Annotated in this window: 19 protein-coding genes; 14 read left to right on the top strand and 5 right to left on the bottom strand. The window is 71.6% G+C overall.

Going from position 1 to position 14,889, the window contains the following annotated elements:
- Positions 1-39: 39 nt before the first annotated feature.
- Entirely contained in the window at positions 40-528 is a 489-nt protein-coding gene (locus ABD361_RS22840) for an SRPBCC family protein (protein WP_344437369.1), read from the top strand.
- Positions 529-585: 57 nt separating this feature from the next.
- Here the strand turns inward: ABD361_RS22840 and ABD361_RS22845 are convergent, their stop codons facing one another.
- The 4 genes from ABD361_RS22845 to ABD361_RS22860 all read right to left on the bottom strand — a co-directional run bounded on the left by ABD361_RS22845 (position 586) and on the right by ABD361_RS22860 (position 3,200).
- The gene (locus ABD361_RS22845) at positions 586-1,059 is read right to left on the bottom strand and encodes a MarR family winged helix-turn-helix transcriptional regulator (protein ID WP_344437370.1); all 474 of its coding nucleotides are present in this window, start codon (positions 1,057-1,059) and stop codon (positions 586-588) included.
- A gap of 85 nt (positions 1,060-1,144) precedes the next feature.
- Complete coding sequence (locus ABD361_RS22850) at positions 1,145-1,912, bottom strand: AIM24 family protein (RefSeq protein ID WP_344437371.1); 768 nt, start codon at positions 1,910-1,912, stop codon at positions 1,145-1,147.
- Entirely contained in the window at positions 1,912-2,562 is a 651-nt protein-coding gene (locus ABD361_RS22855; RefSeq protein ID WP_344437372.1) for an AIM24 family protein, read from the bottom strand. Before ABD361_RS22855 ends, ABD361_RS22850 begins: the two co-directional genes overlap by 1 nt.
- Positions 2,562-3,200 carry an AIM24 family protein gene (locus ABD361_RS22860; RefSeq protein ID WP_344437373.1) on the bottom strand — a complete coding sequence of 213 codons (639 nt, stop codon included), beginning with the start codon at positions 3,198-3,200 and terminating at the stop codon, positions 2,562-2,564. The genes ABD361_RS22855 and ABD361_RS22860 overlap by 1 nt, the downstream gene beginning before the upstream one ends.
- A 170-nt stretch (positions 3,201-3,370) precedes the next feature.
- Here ABD361_RS22860 and ABD361_RS22865 point away from each other — a divergent pair, with 170 nt between their 5' ends.
- The 9 genes from ABD361_RS22865 (at position 3,371) to icmA (ending at position 9,625) form a co-directional block, all read left to right on the top strand.
- Positions 3,371-3,715 carry a DUF3817 domain-containing protein gene (locus ABD361_RS22865; protein ID WP_344437374.1) on the top strand — a complete coding sequence of 115 codons (345 nt, stop codon included), beginning with the start codon at positions 3,371-3,373 and terminating at the stop codon, positions 3,713-3,715.
- On the top strand, positions 3,712-4,008 hold the full coding sequence (locus ABD361_RS22870; RefSeq protein ID WP_344437375.1) for an MTH1187 family thiamine-binding protein: 297 nt from the start codon (positions 3,712-3,714) through the stop codon (positions 4,006-4,008). Before ABD361_RS22865 ends, ABD361_RS22870 begins: the two co-directional genes overlap by 4 nt.
- A 599-nt stretch (positions 4,009-4,607) precedes the next feature.
- On the top strand, positions 4,608-5,282 hold the full coding sequence (locus ABD361_RS22875) for a DUF4166 domain-containing protein (RefSeq protein ID WP_344437376.1): 675 nt from the start codon (positions 4,608-4,610) through the stop codon (positions 5,280-5,282).
- Positions 5,283-5,392: 110 nt separating this feature from the next.
- Positions 5,393-6,049 carry a DUF433 domain-containing protein gene (locus ABD361_RS22880; RefSeq protein ID WP_344437377.1) on the top strand — a complete coding sequence of 219 codons (657 nt, stop codon included), beginning with the start codon at positions 5,393-5,395 and terminating at the stop codon, positions 6,047-6,049.
- Entirely contained in the window at positions 6,039-6,425 is a 387-nt protein-coding gene (locus ABD361_RS22885; protein WP_344437378.1) for a PIN-like domain-containing protein, read from the top strand. The genes ABD361_RS22880 and ABD361_RS22885 overlap by 11 nt, the downstream gene beginning before the upstream one ends.
- A gap of 93 nt (positions 6,426-6,518) precedes the next feature.
- Positions 6,519-6,854, top strand: a complete 336-nt coding sequence (locus ABD361_RS22890; RefSeq protein WP_344437379.1) for a hypothetical protein — start codon at positions 6,519-6,521, stop codon at positions 6,852-6,854.
- A gap of 55 nt (positions 6,855-6,909) precedes the next feature.
- A complete protein-coding gene (locus ABD361_RS22895) occupies positions 6,910-7,425 on the top strand; it encodes a MarR family winged helix-turn-helix transcriptional regulator (protein WP_344437380.1) in 516 nt (171 codons plus the stop codon).
- 43 nt (positions 7,426-7,468) lie between these two features.
- Positions 7,469-7,804 (top strand): DUF3817 domain-containing protein, encoded by a 336-nt coding sequence (locus tag ABD361_RS22900; RefSeq protein WP_344437381.1) that lies wholly within the window; start codon positions 7,469-7,471, stop codon positions 7,802-7,804.
- Between the two features lie 120 nt (positions 7,805-7,924).
- Positions 7,925-9,625: a coenzyme B12-dependent isobutyryl-CoA mutase large subunit gene (gene icmA / locus ABD361_RS22905; protein ID WP_344437382.1), complete on the top strand. Its 1,701-nt coding sequence runs from the start codon at positions 7,925-7,927 to the stop codon at positions 9,623-9,625.
- 125 nt (positions 9,626-9,750) lie between these two features.
- On the opposite strand, the gene ABD361_RS22910 is transcribed toward icmA, so the two are convergent.
- Positions 9,751-10,398, bottom strand: coding sequence for a TetR/AcrR family transcriptional regulator (locus ABD361_RS22910; RefSeq protein ID WP_344437383.1), 648 nt, complete (start codon positions 10,396-10,398; stop codon positions 9,751-9,753).
- 244 nt (positions 10,399-10,642) lie between these two features.
- On the opposite strand from ABD361_RS22910, the gene ABD361_RS22915 reads away from it, so the two are divergent.
- The 4 genes from ABD361_RS22915 to ABD361_RS22930 all read left to right on the top strand — a co-directional run bounded on the left by ABD361_RS22915 (position 10,643) and on the right by ABD361_RS22930 (position 14,690).
- On the top strand, positions 10,643-11,614 hold the full coding sequence (locus tag ABD361_RS22915; RefSeq protein WP_344437384.1) for a tetratricopeptide repeat protein: 972 nt from the start codon (positions 10,643-10,645) through the stop codon (positions 11,612-11,614).
- 575 nt (positions 11,615-12,189) lie between these two features.
- On the top strand, positions 12,190-12,834 hold the full coding sequence (locus ABD361_RS22920; RefSeq protein WP_344437385.1) for a DUF6230 family protein: 645 nt from the start codon (positions 12,190-12,192) through the stop codon (positions 12,832-12,834).
- Positions 12,835-12,949: 115 nt separating this feature from the next.
- A complete protein-coding gene (locus tag ABD361_RS22925; RefSeq protein WP_365969757.1) occupies positions 12,950-13,405 on the top strand; it encodes a DUF6114 domain-containing protein in 456 nt (151 codons plus the stop codon).
- Positions 13,395-14,690 (top strand): hypothetical protein, encoded by a 1,296-nt coding sequence (locus tag ABD361_RS22930; protein ID WP_344437386.1) that lies wholly within the window; start codon positions 13,395-13,397, stop codon positions 14,688-14,690. Before ABD361_RS22925 ends, ABD361_RS22930 begins: the two co-directional genes overlap by 11 nt.
- Positions 14,691-14,889: the final 199 nt, after the last annotated feature.

Raw genomic sequence — 14,889 nt, forward strand, 5'->3', positions numbered from 1 at the left:
TTGGAGAGATGTCTCTAAAACAGGGAGGCAGTCAACGTCATGGGTGGCGTCTACAACGTGCACGAGCGTTCACTGGCCGCGGAGCCGGCCGAGGTCGGGGCGCTCATCGACGGTCTCGCGAGCGGGAACGACCGGCTCTGGCCGGGCGCGCCCTGGCCGCCGATGCGGCTGGACCGGCCGCTGGGGGTGGGAGCCCGGGGCGGGCACGGTCCGGTGCGCTACAGCGTGGCCGCTTACGTGCCGTCCGTCTGGGTGCGGTTCGCCTTCGAGGGGCCGCGCGGTTTCGACGGTTTCCACGAGTTCGCCGTGCTGAGCGGTGCGGACGGCCGGACGCGGCTGCGGCACACCCTCGCCAAGGGGGCCCGCGGGTCGGCCCGGCTGACCTGGCCCCTGTTCTGGCGGTGGCTGCACGACGCGTGCGTCGAGGAGAGCCTGGACCGCGCCGAGCGGGCGCTCACGGGTACGGTCGCCCGGCCGGCGCGCCGGAGTCCGTACGTGCGGGTGCTCCTGCGCCTGGGCCGTCGCTGAAAAGCACCTCGCCCGCGCCGCACAACGGGGGTGTGCGGCGCGGGCGAGGGCCGGAGGTCACTTGCTGCGCGTGGTGCGCAGGTGGGTGGCCACCGGCAGCAGGGAGGTGTGGAGTGCCTTCAGTTCCTCCGGTGTCATCAGGTCGATGAAGTGCTCGCGCACGGAGGCGACGTGGTGGGGCGCCACCTTGCGCATCGTCTCCCAGCCGAGGTCGGTCAGGACGGCGAACAGGCCGCGCCGGTCGGACTCGCAGTTGACGCGGCGGACCAGGCCCGCGTTCTCCATGCGGGTGATCTGGTGGGAGAGGCGGCTCTTGGACTGCAGGGTCGCGGTCGCGAGGTCGCTCATCCGCATCCGGTGGTCTTTCGACTCCGACAGGTTGACCAGGATCTCGTAGTCGTTGTTGGTGAGGCCGAAGGGCTGCAGATCGCGTTCGAGCTGGTGCATCAGCAGCCGGCTCACCTCCAGGTGGGCACGCCAGGCGGCCTGCTCCTCGTCGGTGAGCCAGCGGGTGCCGTTCTCGGTGTCCATAGATGGATTCTACCTAAAGGAAGTTGAAAGATTAACTAACATTAAAGGTCATGCGTTCGACCCGTCACACTCCGCAGGGTACCGCTCACAGCCCGAAGCGGCGCTGGAGGTCCCCGAGCTGGCCCGGCAATCGGGGTGTCATTGGCTGATTCCCGGGGCTTGCGTGCGGCACGCCGGCCTGCTCCGGCGGCCCGTCCCCGGTGGCGATCTCCTCCATCAGCTGCTCGGTGGACTGCAGCAGCACCGTGCCCGCGCCCACGAACTCGAACTGGTGCTCCTCGCCCGACGCGCCCCCCAGCCCCGTCAGCCGGCGCACCCCGCCCATGACCCCCCGCAAGTACTGGTGGTCGTAGTGGTGGCAGGGGGACGGGCAGTCGGCCCAGCCCACCAGCGCCTGCGGGTCGACGCGGATGGGCGGCTCGGCGAAGACGACCGGCCCGTTGGAGGCCGCGACGAACTTCCCCGTGCCGATCAGCGTCAGGAAGCCCGGGATGATGGACTGCTTCAGCGACAGCGACGGTTCGAAGGCGAGCAGATTGCCGGAGCGGACGGTGAGGTTGCCGTCCTCCAGGTCGTAGGAGTTGACGTCGAAGCCGCGGTCGGCCAGCAGCATCCTGCCCTGGCCCTCGGCGACCACCCAGTCCGCGGCGTGCAGCGGGGAGTGGAAGCTGCCGGCGATCAGCCGGTCGAGGGGGCCGTGGCCGATGCCGTGGAAGTCGATGCGCCCGTAGTAGGCGATCATCTTGCCCTTCTGCAGGAACCACTGCCCCTTGAGGTCGACGCAGAAGGCGTACGGGTTGACGTTGTCGTTGACCGGGAGGGTGGTGGCGTCGTGGACGACGGGACCGTTCATCACAGCTTCTCCTCCGACGCCTGGACGTAGACGGTGCCGGTGCCGGACAGCTCCAGCCGGAACGCCTCGCCGCTGCCGCGGCCGACGACTTCGCGCCAGCCGAGGGCGGTGGTGAGCTTGTTGCGCACGTCGCCGCGGTGGGCGACGTACGCCTGCGGGTCGACGACGACCGGCCGCTGCGGGCCGATCGGCAGCTCGATGAAGCCGCCGTGGGCCATCACGGCGACCGCGCCGTGCCCCTTGAGGGTGGTGGTGAACAGGCCCTGCCCGGTGACCTGGCCGCGCACCATGCCCATCACGCCGCCCTGGGAACCCATGAACATCGTCCCCTGCTGCAGCGTGCCGTCGAAGGCCAGCAGACGGTCGGCCTCGACGTAGAGCGTGTCACCGGTGAGGTCGATGACGTGCACGTGGTGACCGCCGTGGCCGAACATCACCGTGCCGTTGCCCTCGACCGTCATCAGGGGCGTGGCCTCGTTCGCGATGCGGCGGCCGATCATCCCCATGACCCCGCCCGCGCCGCCGGTGATGCTGGGGGTGAAGGACACCTCGCCCTTGTAGGCGAGCATGGCCCCGCGCTGGCTGAACAGCCGCTGCCCGGGGACGACGCTGGCCTCGACCATGCGCGAGTTCAGGAGCCGGAACGGCATTACAGCTGCCCCCCGATCGTGTTGCGCTCGCTCGGCTGCACGTAGACGAGCCCCTCGCCCTCGAAGCGGATCTGGAACGCCTCGCCCGAACCCTCGCCGATGAAGGTGCGGAAGTTCACCCCCGACTGGAAGTGCTGGCGCAGCCGGCCGGTGTGCGCGATGTACGCGCCCGGGTCGACCTGCAGCGGCATCTGCGGGGTGACGCGCAGCACGATCGCGGTGCCGTCGGAGAGGATCGCGGCCTGGCCCGAGCCCTCGACGGTCGTCGTGAACAGGCCGTTGCCCTGGGAGGCGCCGCGCAGCCCGGTGAAGGTGGTGCCGGTGCGCAGCGAGGAGTCCGTGCACAGGAGGTTGCTCGCCTCGACGTACAGCGTCTCGCCGCGCAGCGTCACGAGGTTGATCTCGCTCGCGCGGTCGGCGAAGTAGCAGGTGCCGTGCCCCTTCACCTCCATGACTTCCATCTGTTCGCCGGTGAGCCGGCGGGTGACCATGCCGCGCAGGCCGTCGCCGCCGCCGGTCATCTTCTTGAACGTCATCTCGCCCTCGTACGCGACCATCGACCCGTTCTTGGCCTTGACCGCGTCGCCGTTCATGTCGACGGCGAGGACCTTGCTCCCGTGGAGCCGAAACTGAGCCACGCCTGCAGACGCTAGCGGCAGGACATACCCCGCGAACAGGCCCCTAGGCGCCCCTAGGCCCTGGAACGGCCCCGAATGCCGTGATCGCCGGTGGGCCTGCAACAATGGGGAAGCTTGTGAATGCTGTCACAAGCTGTGACCGCTCCGCCACGCGACCGAAGGTGTGCCCCGTGGACCTCAAGACAGCCTCCGCCCTGCGCCGGCTCCGCCTGGTCTCCGCCCCGGAGGCCGTTTCCTTCCTCCTCCTGCTCGTCTGCTCCCTCCTGAAGCGGACCACGGACTTCAACGCCGTGCCCGCGATGGGCGCGATCCACGGCGTCCTCTTCATCCTCTACGTCCTCTTCCTGGCCGACGCCTGGAACAAGACCAAGTGGCCCCTGAAGACCGGCGCCCTCTACTTCGTCCTCTCCGTCCTGCCGACCGGCGGCTTCTTCGCCGACCGCATGCTGCGCCGCGAGGCCGAGGCCAGCGTGATCGCCGCCCGCGCCCGCAAGGAAGGCGTGGTCAACGCATGATCGTCGCCTTCTCCGTCACCCCGATCGGGGCCGGCGAGGACGTCGGCGAGTACGTCGCCGAAGCGGTGCGCGTCGTGCGCGCCTCCGGCCTGCCGAACCGTACGGACGCGATGTTCACGTCCCTGGAGGGCGACTGGGACGAGGTCATGGACGTCGTCAAGCGCGCCGTGGCCGCCGTCGAGGCCCGCTGCGGCCGCGTCTCCCTCGTCCTCAAGGCCGACATCCGCCCCGGCGTCACGGACGGCCTGACGGCCAAGGTCGAGACGGTCGAGCGCCACCTCGGCGCCCCGTAAGGGGGCGCCCCGAAGGGGCGCGGGGCAGTGTCGATCTGCGGCTGCCGCCGCGTGGGCGCGACAAGCCACGGACGGCCTGCAGACGAAGTGCCGTGCTTGCCCCGGCCCCCGCCGGTGGCGTGTCGACTGCGGGCCGTCGGTGGCCGATCGCGCAGTTCCCCGCGCCCCTACGGGGCGCCGTGGTGCCGCGTGGCGAAGATCCGCCGGACAGGCCCGAGCCGGCCGCGGCTTGCGGCAGAAGCCTGCGTTCCGCCCGGGGCCGGTGGGATTTGGCCTCGGGCCGGCGCGGCGCGCCGGCGGGCGGGAGGCTGGAGATGGACGCCGCCTTCCTGGCGGCCATGGTCGGACTGTGACTGTGGACGGCCCACACCCATCTCCTCCACCACGGTGCCCCCCTTGCCCGTTCGCTTCGTTGGGGCGAGTGTGCACGGCCGCGCGGTGGCGTGTCGCGTTTTCGGACCGCACCGACCGGGATCGAAACAGGCCGGATTTATTCGTACGTTGCCATGATCCCGCGTCATTTCTCGCCCCAACTACCCAAGGAGGTTTTGAATTTGAGCGACTGATTAAACCGATCGCTCAAAAGGGAGTGCCCGCTCATGACCTCGATCTTCCAGCGCGCCATGGGCGCCGACTTCGAGCGGCTCCACCCCTGCATCCGGCAGCGCTTCTCGGTCGGCCTCGACAGCGGCGAGGCCTGCGTCGGGCACGGTGTGATGGACGAGGTCCTGCACGGCCGCGGCTGGGTACGCCCCTTCCTCGCCCTGGGCGCGAGCCGTAACATCCTCCTGCCGCGCGCCGGCCGGAAGATCCCCTTCACCATCGAGAACGTCCCCTACCGCGACTCCCACGGCCGCGAGACGGTCACCTTCGTGCGCACCTTCCGCTTCCCGGACGGGCCACGGCGCTTCGACGCGACGATGATCCACAGCCCCGGCCGCGGCTGCGTCGTCGACTACCTCGGCACGCACCAGCACCTCGCCACCGACCTCCACTTCTCGGCCGACCCCACGGGCGCCCTGATCATCCGCTCCGGCGAGCACCGCTTCCGCGAGGGCCCGCTGGACACCCGCGTCCCCGCCCTCCTCGCCGGCGACGCGCTCGTGCGCGAGACGTACGACGACGCCGCCGACCGCTTCCGCATCGAGGTCCGCGTCACCAACCGCCGCTTCGGCTTCCTCTTCGGCTACCGCGGCTCCTTCACCGCCGCGTACACCCCCGCCACGGCCCCCGGGCCGGGCCTGCGCCCGGTGCGGGAGGAGGCGCGGGCCTGAGGCCCGCCCGGGGAGTGACGAGGCGCTCGAAACGGCGTGTGCGCCGACGCCGGGGATGGCAGCCTGTGTGGAAAGATGCGGTGCTTCACAGGGCGAGGGAGGCGAGGGCTTTGACCGACCGGTTCGCAGAGGGGCTCCTCACTCCCTCCGAGACCTCCTCCTACCTGCAGATTCCCCGGTCCACGCTGCACAGCTGGCTCAGGGGCAGGGCGGCCGGGGCCCCGCTCGTGCACCGGGTCGAGCCCGTGCGGCACGGGCAGCCCTCGGTCCCCTTCGTCGCCGTGGCCGAGGCGTACGTGCTGCGCTCGCTGCGCGACCTGGGCCTGCGCATGAGCGAGATCCGCGAGGCGGCCGCGGCGGTGCGGGCCGCGTTCGACACTCCGTACGGCCTGGTGTCCAGACGGATCGCGACGGACGGCGTGGACATCTTCGTCGAGCACGGCCTCGGAGACCTCCGGCGGGCCAGGGACGGACAAGCCCCCATTCACGAGGTCGTCGCCAAGTACTTGCGGTACTTGTCGTGGGGGGCGGACGACGACTTCCCCACGAGCCTCCAGCTGCGGCAGTACCCGGACTCCGTCCCCGTCGTCATCGACCCGAGGTTCGGCCACGGCCTGCCCGTGATCGCGGCCAACCGGGTGCCGGTGAAAGCGCTGACCGACCTCTGGGAGGCGGGGGAGACGGTCGAGGACATCGCCTACGAGTACGAGATGGATCCGGAGCAGGTGGAGGCGCTCTGCCGCGCTGTGGTGCGCCTTGCCGCCTGAGTTCTTCCTCGACCGCAACCTCGGCCGCCGGGTCGCCGAAGAATTACGGGCCCGCGGCTGGTTGGTCCACCGTATCGGCGACGTGTTCCCGGGCGATGCGCAGGACATTCCGGACGAGGACTGGATCCTGCACGGGCTCGCCCAAGGCTGGGTTCCCCTGTCGAAGGACGGCCGCATCAAGACGCGGGATCGCGAGATCCAGCCGGTGAAGGACCACTCGGCGGTGCTCTTCTACCTCGACAACCAGCAATTGCGCAGCCTGGAAATGGTGGAACGGCTGCACGCGCGCCGCGAGGCGATCCACCGGGTGATCGGCGCGGGAGGGCCCGCTGCGTATGCGGTGCGGGCCGACCGGATCGAGCGCACCTGGCCCTGAAGGGCCCGGGCGGTGGGGACCCTGGTCGTGGGGCTCGTGGTGCGGGAGGTCGTACGATCTCGCTGATCAGGTGTTCAGGGAGGCGGTCCGAGCGTGTTCGGTAGCGGGCGGAAGAACTTCGATCCCGGCGTCATCGTCCTGCGCGACTCGCAGGCCGTCGCCGAGGCCATCGAGGCGGCGCTGGCCGCCGCGGGGCCCGAGGAGCGGCCGGGGCTGGAGCGGGCCGCCGGGCTGGTGGCGCGGCATGCGGCGCGGCCGGAGCGGGAGGTGCGCGCGGAGTGGACGCGCGGCATCCTCGGCGCCGCCGGCGTCGACCCGCGCACGCACGAGGTGCACGCGGTGCGGGCGCTGCGCAAGGCGGAGCCGGGGCTGAGCCTGAAGGCGGCGGTGGTGCTCGTCAGGGAGGCGGCGGAAGCCTCCGGGCAGTAGTCCCGAATTCCGAGACGACCCCGGTCGTCAGGGGGGCGCCGGGTAGGCTCGGAGCGTGCCGAAGCCGCTCAGCCTCCCCTTCGATCCCATCGCCCGCGCCGACGAGCTGTGGAAGCAGCGGTGGGGTTCGGTGCCGTCCATGGGGGCGATCACGTCGGTCATGCGCGCCCATCAGATCCTGCTGGGTCAGGTGGACGCGGTCGTCAAGCCGTACGGGCTGACGTTCGCGCGCTACGAGGCGCTGGTGCTGCTGACGTTCTCCAAGGCGGGCGAGCTGCCGATGTCGAAGATCGGCGAGCGGCTGATGGTGCACCCGACGTCGGTGACCAACACCGTCGACCGGCTGGTCGCGCAGGGGCTGGTGGCCAAGCGCCCGAACCCCAACGACGGCCGCGGCACGCTGGCCAGCATCACGGACAAGGGCCGCGAGGTCGTGGAGTCGGCCACGCGCGACCTGATGGCGATGGACTTCGGCCTGAGCGCGTACGACGCGGAGGAGTGCGGGCGGATCTTCGAGATGCTGCGGCCCCTGCGGGTGGCGGCGGGGGATTTCACCGAGCCGGAGGAGTAGGGCGGCGAAGATCGCCCCGGATCGCACCGTTACGCTCGTGGGCATGAAACAAAGCGTGCTGACCCGCTACCGCGTGATGGCCTACGTCACCGGTGTGCTGCTGGTCCTCCTGACGATCGGCATGATCGCCAAATACGGGCTGGACATGGACGTCTCGGGTCCGGTCCGCGTGATCGCCATCGCCCACGGCTGGCTCTTCGTCGTGTATCTGGTCTTCGCCTTCGACATGGCCTCGAAGGCCAAGTGGTCGTTCGGCCGGCTGGTGTGGACGCTGGTCGCGGGCACGATCCCGCTGGCCGCCTTCTTCGTCGAGCGCAAGGCGACGCGCGACCTGGAGCCGCTGGTGGCCGCGGAGGCCGCCGACCCCGCCCGCGCCTGACGCCCGCCCGCAACGCCCCGGACGACGACCCTTGTCTCCGGGGCGTTCGTGCGCGAGAATTTAGTAGGACGTCCTAGTAAATCTGGTTGGGGCAGGGCACGAGAGGCGGACGAGACGACCATGGACGCAGCAGCCATCGAGGCCGGGCGCAGCCGCTGGCAGGCGCGGTTCGACGCCGCGCGCACGCGCGACGCGGACTTCACCACCCTCTCCGGCGCCGAGGTCGAGCCCGTCTACGGCCCGCGCCCCGGCGACACCTACGAGGGCTTCGAGCGGATCGGCTGGCCGGGGGAGTACCCGTTCACCCGCGGCCTGTACGCCGCCGGCTACCGCGGCCGCACCTGGACCATCCGGCAGTTCGCCGGCTTCGGCAACGCCGAGCAGACCAACGAGCGCTACAAGATGATCCTGGGCAACGGCGGCGGCGGGCTGTCCGTGGCCTTCGACATGCCCACCCTCATGGGGCGCGACTCCGACGACCCGCGCTCGCTCGGCGAGGTCGGCCACTGCGGGGTGGCGATCGACTCCGCCGCCGACATGGAGGTCCTCTTCAAGGACATCCCGCTCGGCGACGTCACCACCTCCATGACGATCAGCGGCCCGGCCGTCCCGGCCTTCTGCATGTACCTCGTCGCAGCCGAGCGCCAGGGCGTCGACACCTCCGTCCTCAACGGCACGCTGCAGACGGACATCTTCAAGGAGTACATCGCGCAGAAGGAGTGGCTCTTCCAGCCCGAGCCCCACCTGCGCCTGATCGGCGACCTGATGGAGCACTGCACGCGCCACATCCCCGCCTACAAGCCGCTGTCCGTCTCCGGCTACCACATCCGCGAGGCGGGGGCCACGGCCGCGCAGGAGCTGGCGTACACCCTCGCCGACGGCTTCGGCTACGTCGAGCTGGGGCTCTCCCGCGGCCTGGACGTCGACGCCTTCGCGCCCGGCCTGTCCTTCTTCTTCGACGCCCACGTCGACTTCTTCGAGGAGATCGCCAAGTTCCGCGCCGCCCGCCGGATCTGGGCGCGCTGGATGAAGGAGGTGTACGGCGCGAAGACGGACAAGGCCCAGTGGCTGCGCTTCCACACCCAGACCGCCGGCGTCTCCCTCACCGCCCAGCAGCCGTACAACAACGTGGTGCGCACCGCCGTGGAGGCCCTCGCCGCGGTCCTCGGCGGCACGAACTCCCTGCACACCAACGCCCTCGACGAGACCCTGGCCCTGCCCAGCGAGCAGGCCGCCGAGATCGCCCTGCGCACCCAGCAGGTGCTGATGGAGGAGACCGGCGTCACCAATGTCGCCGACCCGCTGGGCGGCTCCTGGTACGTCGAGCAGCTCACCGACCGCATCGAGGCCGACGCCGAGAAGATCTTCGACCAGATCAAGGAGCGCGGCCTGCGCGCCCACCCCGACGGCCGGCACCCCATCGGCCCCATCACCTCCGGCATCCTGCGCGGCATCGAGGACGGCTGGTTCACCGGCGAGATCGCCGAGAGCGCCTTCCGCTACCAGCAGGCCCTGGAGAAGGGCGCCAAGCGCGTCGTCGGCGTCAACTGCCACCACGGATCGGTCACCGGCGACCTGGAGATCCTGCGCGTGAGCCACGAGGTCGAGCGCGAGCAGGTGCGCGTGCTGGCCGACCGCAAGGCCCACCGGGACGACGCCCGGGTGCGCTCGGCCCTGGAGGCCATGCTCGCCGCCGCCCGAGACGGCTCCAACATGATCGAGCCGATGCTGGAGGCGGTCCGGGCCGAGGCCACCCTCGGCGAGATCTGCGGCGTCCTGCGCGAGGAGTGGGGCACGTACACCGAGCCCGCCGGCTTCTGAGCCGTACGCCGCCGTACGCCGCCGTACGCCCTGACCGACGCCCCCTGCAGCGCCCCGGCGCCAGGGGGCGTCCTGCGTCCCCCGGCGACTTCCGGCCAACCGCGGGAGGCGGCGGGCGTACGGGATCAGGCGCCGCCGGCTGCTGCCGCGAGGCCGCCCACCAGGAGGGCGGCGAAGCCGCGGGCCCATTCGGCGTCCACGGGTTCGGCGCTGACGAGCGTGCGGTGGACGACGGCGCCCGCGATGACGTCGAAGATCAGGTCGGCGGTGCGGGCCGCCCCGGCCGGGTCGGGCTCCAGGGGCAGCTCCCCGCGGGCCTGGGCGCGCTCGCGGCCGAGGAGCACCAGCGCCTTCTGCCGGTCGACGATGGCGGAGCGGATCCGCTCGCGCAGCGCGTTGTCGCGCGTGGACTCGGCCACCACGGCCATCAGGGCGGTCTTGGTCTCCGGCCGCTCCAGCAGGGCCGCGAACTGCAGCACCACGCCTTCGATGTCGGCCAGCAGGCAGCCGCGGTCGGGCAGCTCCAGGTGCTCGTCGAACAGCGCCGCCACCGCGTCCACGACCAGCTCGTTCTTGCCCGCCCAGCGGCGGTAGAGGGTGGTCTTGGCGACTCCGGCGCGGGCCGCGACGTCGCCCATGGTCAGCTTTCCCCAGCCGAGCTCGACCAGCGCCTCGCGCGTCGCGCCGAGGATCGCGCGGTCGGCCTCCGTGCTGCGCGGCCGGCCCGTGCGGCCGCCGGCGCGGCGCGGCGCGGGGGAGGGGGCTGAGCTCATGACCGGGACCTTACCGTCCAGTAGCCCTCCTGGTCCGGACCTCGCCCCGCGAGGTGTGAGGCAGATCACCGGCGGCGGGGGTCCCCGCCGCGGGCCGTCCAGTTACGCTACGGCTCGTAGCGTAAGGGAGCGACAACCACGGCGCCGAGTGGGGACCCGGCGTCAACCCAGCCCCCGGCGTTTTTCCGCTTCTTTCTGATTCACCGTTTTCCGCTTCACCGTGCCGAGGGGGGAGGATGGGCCCATGCAGCCACGGAACATGTCCATGAGTGGAGTGGTCGACCTCGCCGCGGTGAAGGCGGCCGGGGAGGCGAAGAAGAAGGCCGAGCAGGCGCGTGCCGAGGCCGAGCGCCGGGGCGGCGGTGCGCCGGCCGCCGGTGCGGGCACCCTCGTCTTCGACGCCACCGAGGCAGGGTTCGAGCAGGAGGTCCTGCAGCGCTCCGCCGAGGTGCCCGTCGTCATCCAGTTCTGGGCCGAATGGTGCCAGCCGTGCAAGCAGCTGATGCCGGTCCTGGAGCGGCTCGCCGCCGAGTACGCGGGCCGGTTCGTCCTGGCCAAGGTCGACGTCGAGGCCAATCAGCTGCTCGCCCAGCAGTTCGGCATCCAGTCCGTCCCGGCGGTCTTCGCGGTGGTGGCCGGCCAGGCCCTGCCGCTCTTCCAGGGCGCCCTTCCCGACTCGCAGATCCGCCCGGTGCTGGACCAGCTGGTCCAGGTCGCCGAGGAGCGCTTCGGCATCGTCGGCGGCCCTCCGGGGGCGGACGCGGGCGAGGCCCACGCCGCGCCGGCGGCCCCCGCCGGCCCGTACGACAGCGCCCTGAGCGCCGCCCACGACGCGCTGGACGCGGGCGACCTGGGCGGTGCGGTGCGGGCGTACGAGAACGTGCTCTCCGACGACCCGGCCAACGCCGAGGCCAAGCTGGGCCTGGCCCAGGCGCAGCTGCTGCAGCGCGTGCAGGGCGTGGACGCCCAGCAGGTGCGCAAGGCGGCGGCCGACGCCCCGGGCGACGTGCAGGCGCAGATCGCCGCGGCCGACCTGGACCTGGTCGGCGGGCACGTCGAGGACGCCTTCGGGCGGCTGATCGACACCATCCGGCGGACGGCGGGCGAGGACCGCGAGGCGGCCCGGGTGCGGCTGCTGGAGCTGTTCGAGGTGATCGGTCCGGACGACCCGCGGGTGACGGCGGCGCGCACCGCGCTCTCGCGCGCGCTGTTCTGATGCCCCTCGTTCCGGTGTTCCGCGGGGCACCCCGCGTGCCCCAGGCGGCACAGTCGCCGCGCTTTGCCAAAACTTGGTAAACGGTCGGTCTGTTACTGCGAGTAGGAGGAACCCGGGCTTTCGCCCGGGTTCTTCTGTTTTTCTCCCCCGATGCGCGTGCACGCTCCGAGACGCTCCGGCCCTCGGTCGATGCCGGCCGGTCTCCCGGTGGTTATCCGTCCGTTACTCGCGAGTAATCAACCCCTTGTGCCCCGGGCCCGAATGGACCACGATCGCCCCAGCCCGGTCCATCCCCGCGGATGGGTCCCCACCGGGCGGGCCGGCGGGACGTGCCCGGCGGTCGATGGGGACAGGGGGGTCCCTGCCGCGCAACGGCAGGGCCTGTCCCGGCGGTTGCGCGAAGGCGTGGCCAACGTGGTTGTCGCTCGGGGGTGAACGCCGGTGTGTGTCGGGCGCGGTTGGCGCCGCATCGTGCCACGGCGCTCTTCTTCCCGAGGACGTAGCTCTTCTCCCACTTCCGGGTGCGGGTCTTTGCGAGGCCGGCCCGGGGTGTACGTCCGAGAAGGAGGAAAGTCGTGAAGTCCCTAACTCGCGGTGGGACCAGATGGCGCCGGTTCGCGGTCGTCATGGTGCCCAGCGTCGCGGCGTCGGCCGCGATAGGCGTGGCGATCGCACAGGGTGCGCTGGCGGCGTCGTTCAGCGTGTCGGGCCAGCAGTTCCAGGTGACCGCGGAACGGCTGGAGGGCACCGGATTCGTCCAGTACGGAGCCATGGACCAGACCGGCAAGGGCGGGCAGCCGGTGGCGGTGGTGGGGCTCGACTCCGCCAAGATCACCAGCCTGTGCCAGGCGGTCACCGTGCCCACCCCGTTCGGCAAGGTGTCCATGTTGCTGAAGGCCGGCACGGGCGCCAAGGACGACGACGGCAAGGTGTCGGCCACCAAGCTCTTCATCGACGCCAGCGACCTGCAGGCCGACGCCCGGTTCGACGAGGTCGACATCGGCGTCTCGGTGGACGCCACCACCAAGGGCCCCGGCCCGGCCAAGCCGGGCGAGAACGGCCGCGGCGCCTACGTGCCGGGCTCCTTCGCCCAGCAGGCCAAGACGGTGGAGTTCAAGAACGTCGACCAGAAGGCGTGGGCGACGTCCGCCGGCACCTTCACCCTGCCGGGCCTGAAGATGAACGTCAGCATGGGCGACACGGCCTGCCCGAAGAGCTGACGCGCGCCGGAACCGGACGGGTACGGGTGGGCGGACGCGCGCACTCCCGTGCCCGTGCCCTGGCCGGCACGACCCCCCTCGCACCACCGATTCGCCAGTCCTAGGAGCTGTATCCATGAGCGCCGACACGCGACCACGGCTGATCGTCTCTCTCGGCCGCACCCGCCGTTCGTTCTGGGACTGGCGGGGCCACCGCCCCTTCTGGGGCGGGCTCTTGTGCATCCTGGCCGGGGTCCCGATCATGTACATCCCGTACCAGACCATGACGCTCGGCGACCTGCACATCCGGCTGGCCACCACCGCCGGCGCCGGTTCGCTGATCATCGGCGTGCTCCTGATCGTGCTCGGGCTGACCATGTGGTTCCAGCCGCAGTCGCGCGTCTTCGCCGGGGTCGCCGCGATCCTGCTGGCCCTGGTCTCCCTGGTCGTCTCCAACTTCGGGGCGTTCCTGCTGGGATTCCTGCTGGCCCTGATCGGCGGCGGGCTGGGCGTGTCGTGGGTGCCGGCGAAGAAGCCGCAGCCCGTGGCGGCGGCGGGGGCACAGCCCGACGGGGGTCCGCGTGGCGACTGACGAGGAGCGCCCCACCGAGCACCCCGCCGGGTCGGGGCCCCGGCACGCGGCACCGAGAAAGCCGCTGCTGGCCCGGCTGCACATGCCGGCCGGCAAGGCCATCGCGCTCGCGGCGATGCCGAGCGCGGTCCTGATGGGCATCGGCCTCACACCGACCCTGGCGCAGGCGAAGCCCGTCGCCCCGGCGAATCCTTTCGGCGAGGCGGGCTGCGTCACGGCGCCGGACAAGGCGCCGACGGAGCCGGAGACGCCCTCGGCGTCGGCGTCGGCGAAGCCGACACCGGAGCCGGAGCCGTCCGGGACGGCCGAGCCGGCCCCGGCGGCGAGCCGGAGCCCGGGTGCCGCCCCGAGGGCGGGCGCGAAGCCGGCGCCGGCGCCGAGCGCCAAGCCCGACGCCGAACCGGCGCCGGTCCCTCCGGCAGCGTCCGGAACCGCGCCCGCCCCGGCGCCGTCGCCCTCGTCCTCGCCGTCCGCGCCGTCCACGGCGAAGAACCCGCTGGACCCGCTGGGGCTCGGTGACGTGCTGGGCGGCATCCTGACCGGACGGAAGGCCGCGCCGGCCAAGCCCGTGCCGTCGACGGGCCCGACGGCTGCGCCGTCCGCGCCGTCCGTGCCGGCACCGGTGGCCAAGCCGCCGGCGTCACCGTCGCCGTCGCCGTCGGTCACGCCCTCGGCCGACGCCGGTGCCAAGGCGCCGGCCACGGCCAAGGCGACGCCGACCCCGACGCCGACCCCCGGGGCGACCACACCCTCGCCGGAGGCGTCCGGTACGCCCTCCGCCGGTCCGGACAAGCCGCTGCCGCCCTGCCCGCCCGGCACCGTCGTCGATGCGAACGAGCACCGCGCCTTCCCCAACCAGCCCTGGTACCTGGAGGCGAGCACGCTCACCCTGCACGGGCTGACCTACGAGGGCATCAAGCAGATCACCATGGTGAACGGGGAGAAGAAGACCGTCCTGAAGTTCACCGCGGACTCCCTCGACATCAAGGACCTGCACCAGATCGTCAACAACCAGGGCATGCAGTACCACGTGGCCGGGATCGGGACGACCTCGACGGTCGGCGGCGGGCGGATCACGATGTACACGGAGGAGCTCAAGGGCAACCTGCTCGGGCTCATCCCCTCGACGCAGTCGCCGTCGAGCCCGCCGCCGCTGATCCCCGGGGTGAAGCTGCCGATCCCGATCTTCTTCACGAACGTGAAGATCCGTCAGTCGGGTCAGTACGGCGGGACGCTGCACATCCCCAACCTGCACCAGTACCTGACACCGGGCACGTACCCGTAGGCGGTGGCCCTGCGGGCGGCTGGGGCCCCGGTCCCTCCCCCAGCTACCGCTGGGAGGTGCCCCCATTTCACCGTTTCCGAGCGGGGCCTGCGGCCCCCTCGCACCCCCGCTGTACCGGGCTTCGCCCGGTGTCCTCAAACGCCGGACGGGCTGAAAGCCCGTCCGCGCGGGGTTTCGAAGGGGCGGTAGCCCCTTCGGA

Source organism: Streptomyces luteosporeus (assembly GCF_039532865.1).
GTDB lineage: Bacteria > Actinomycetota > Actinomycetes > Streptomycetales > Streptomycetaceae > Streptomyces > Streptomyces luteosporeus.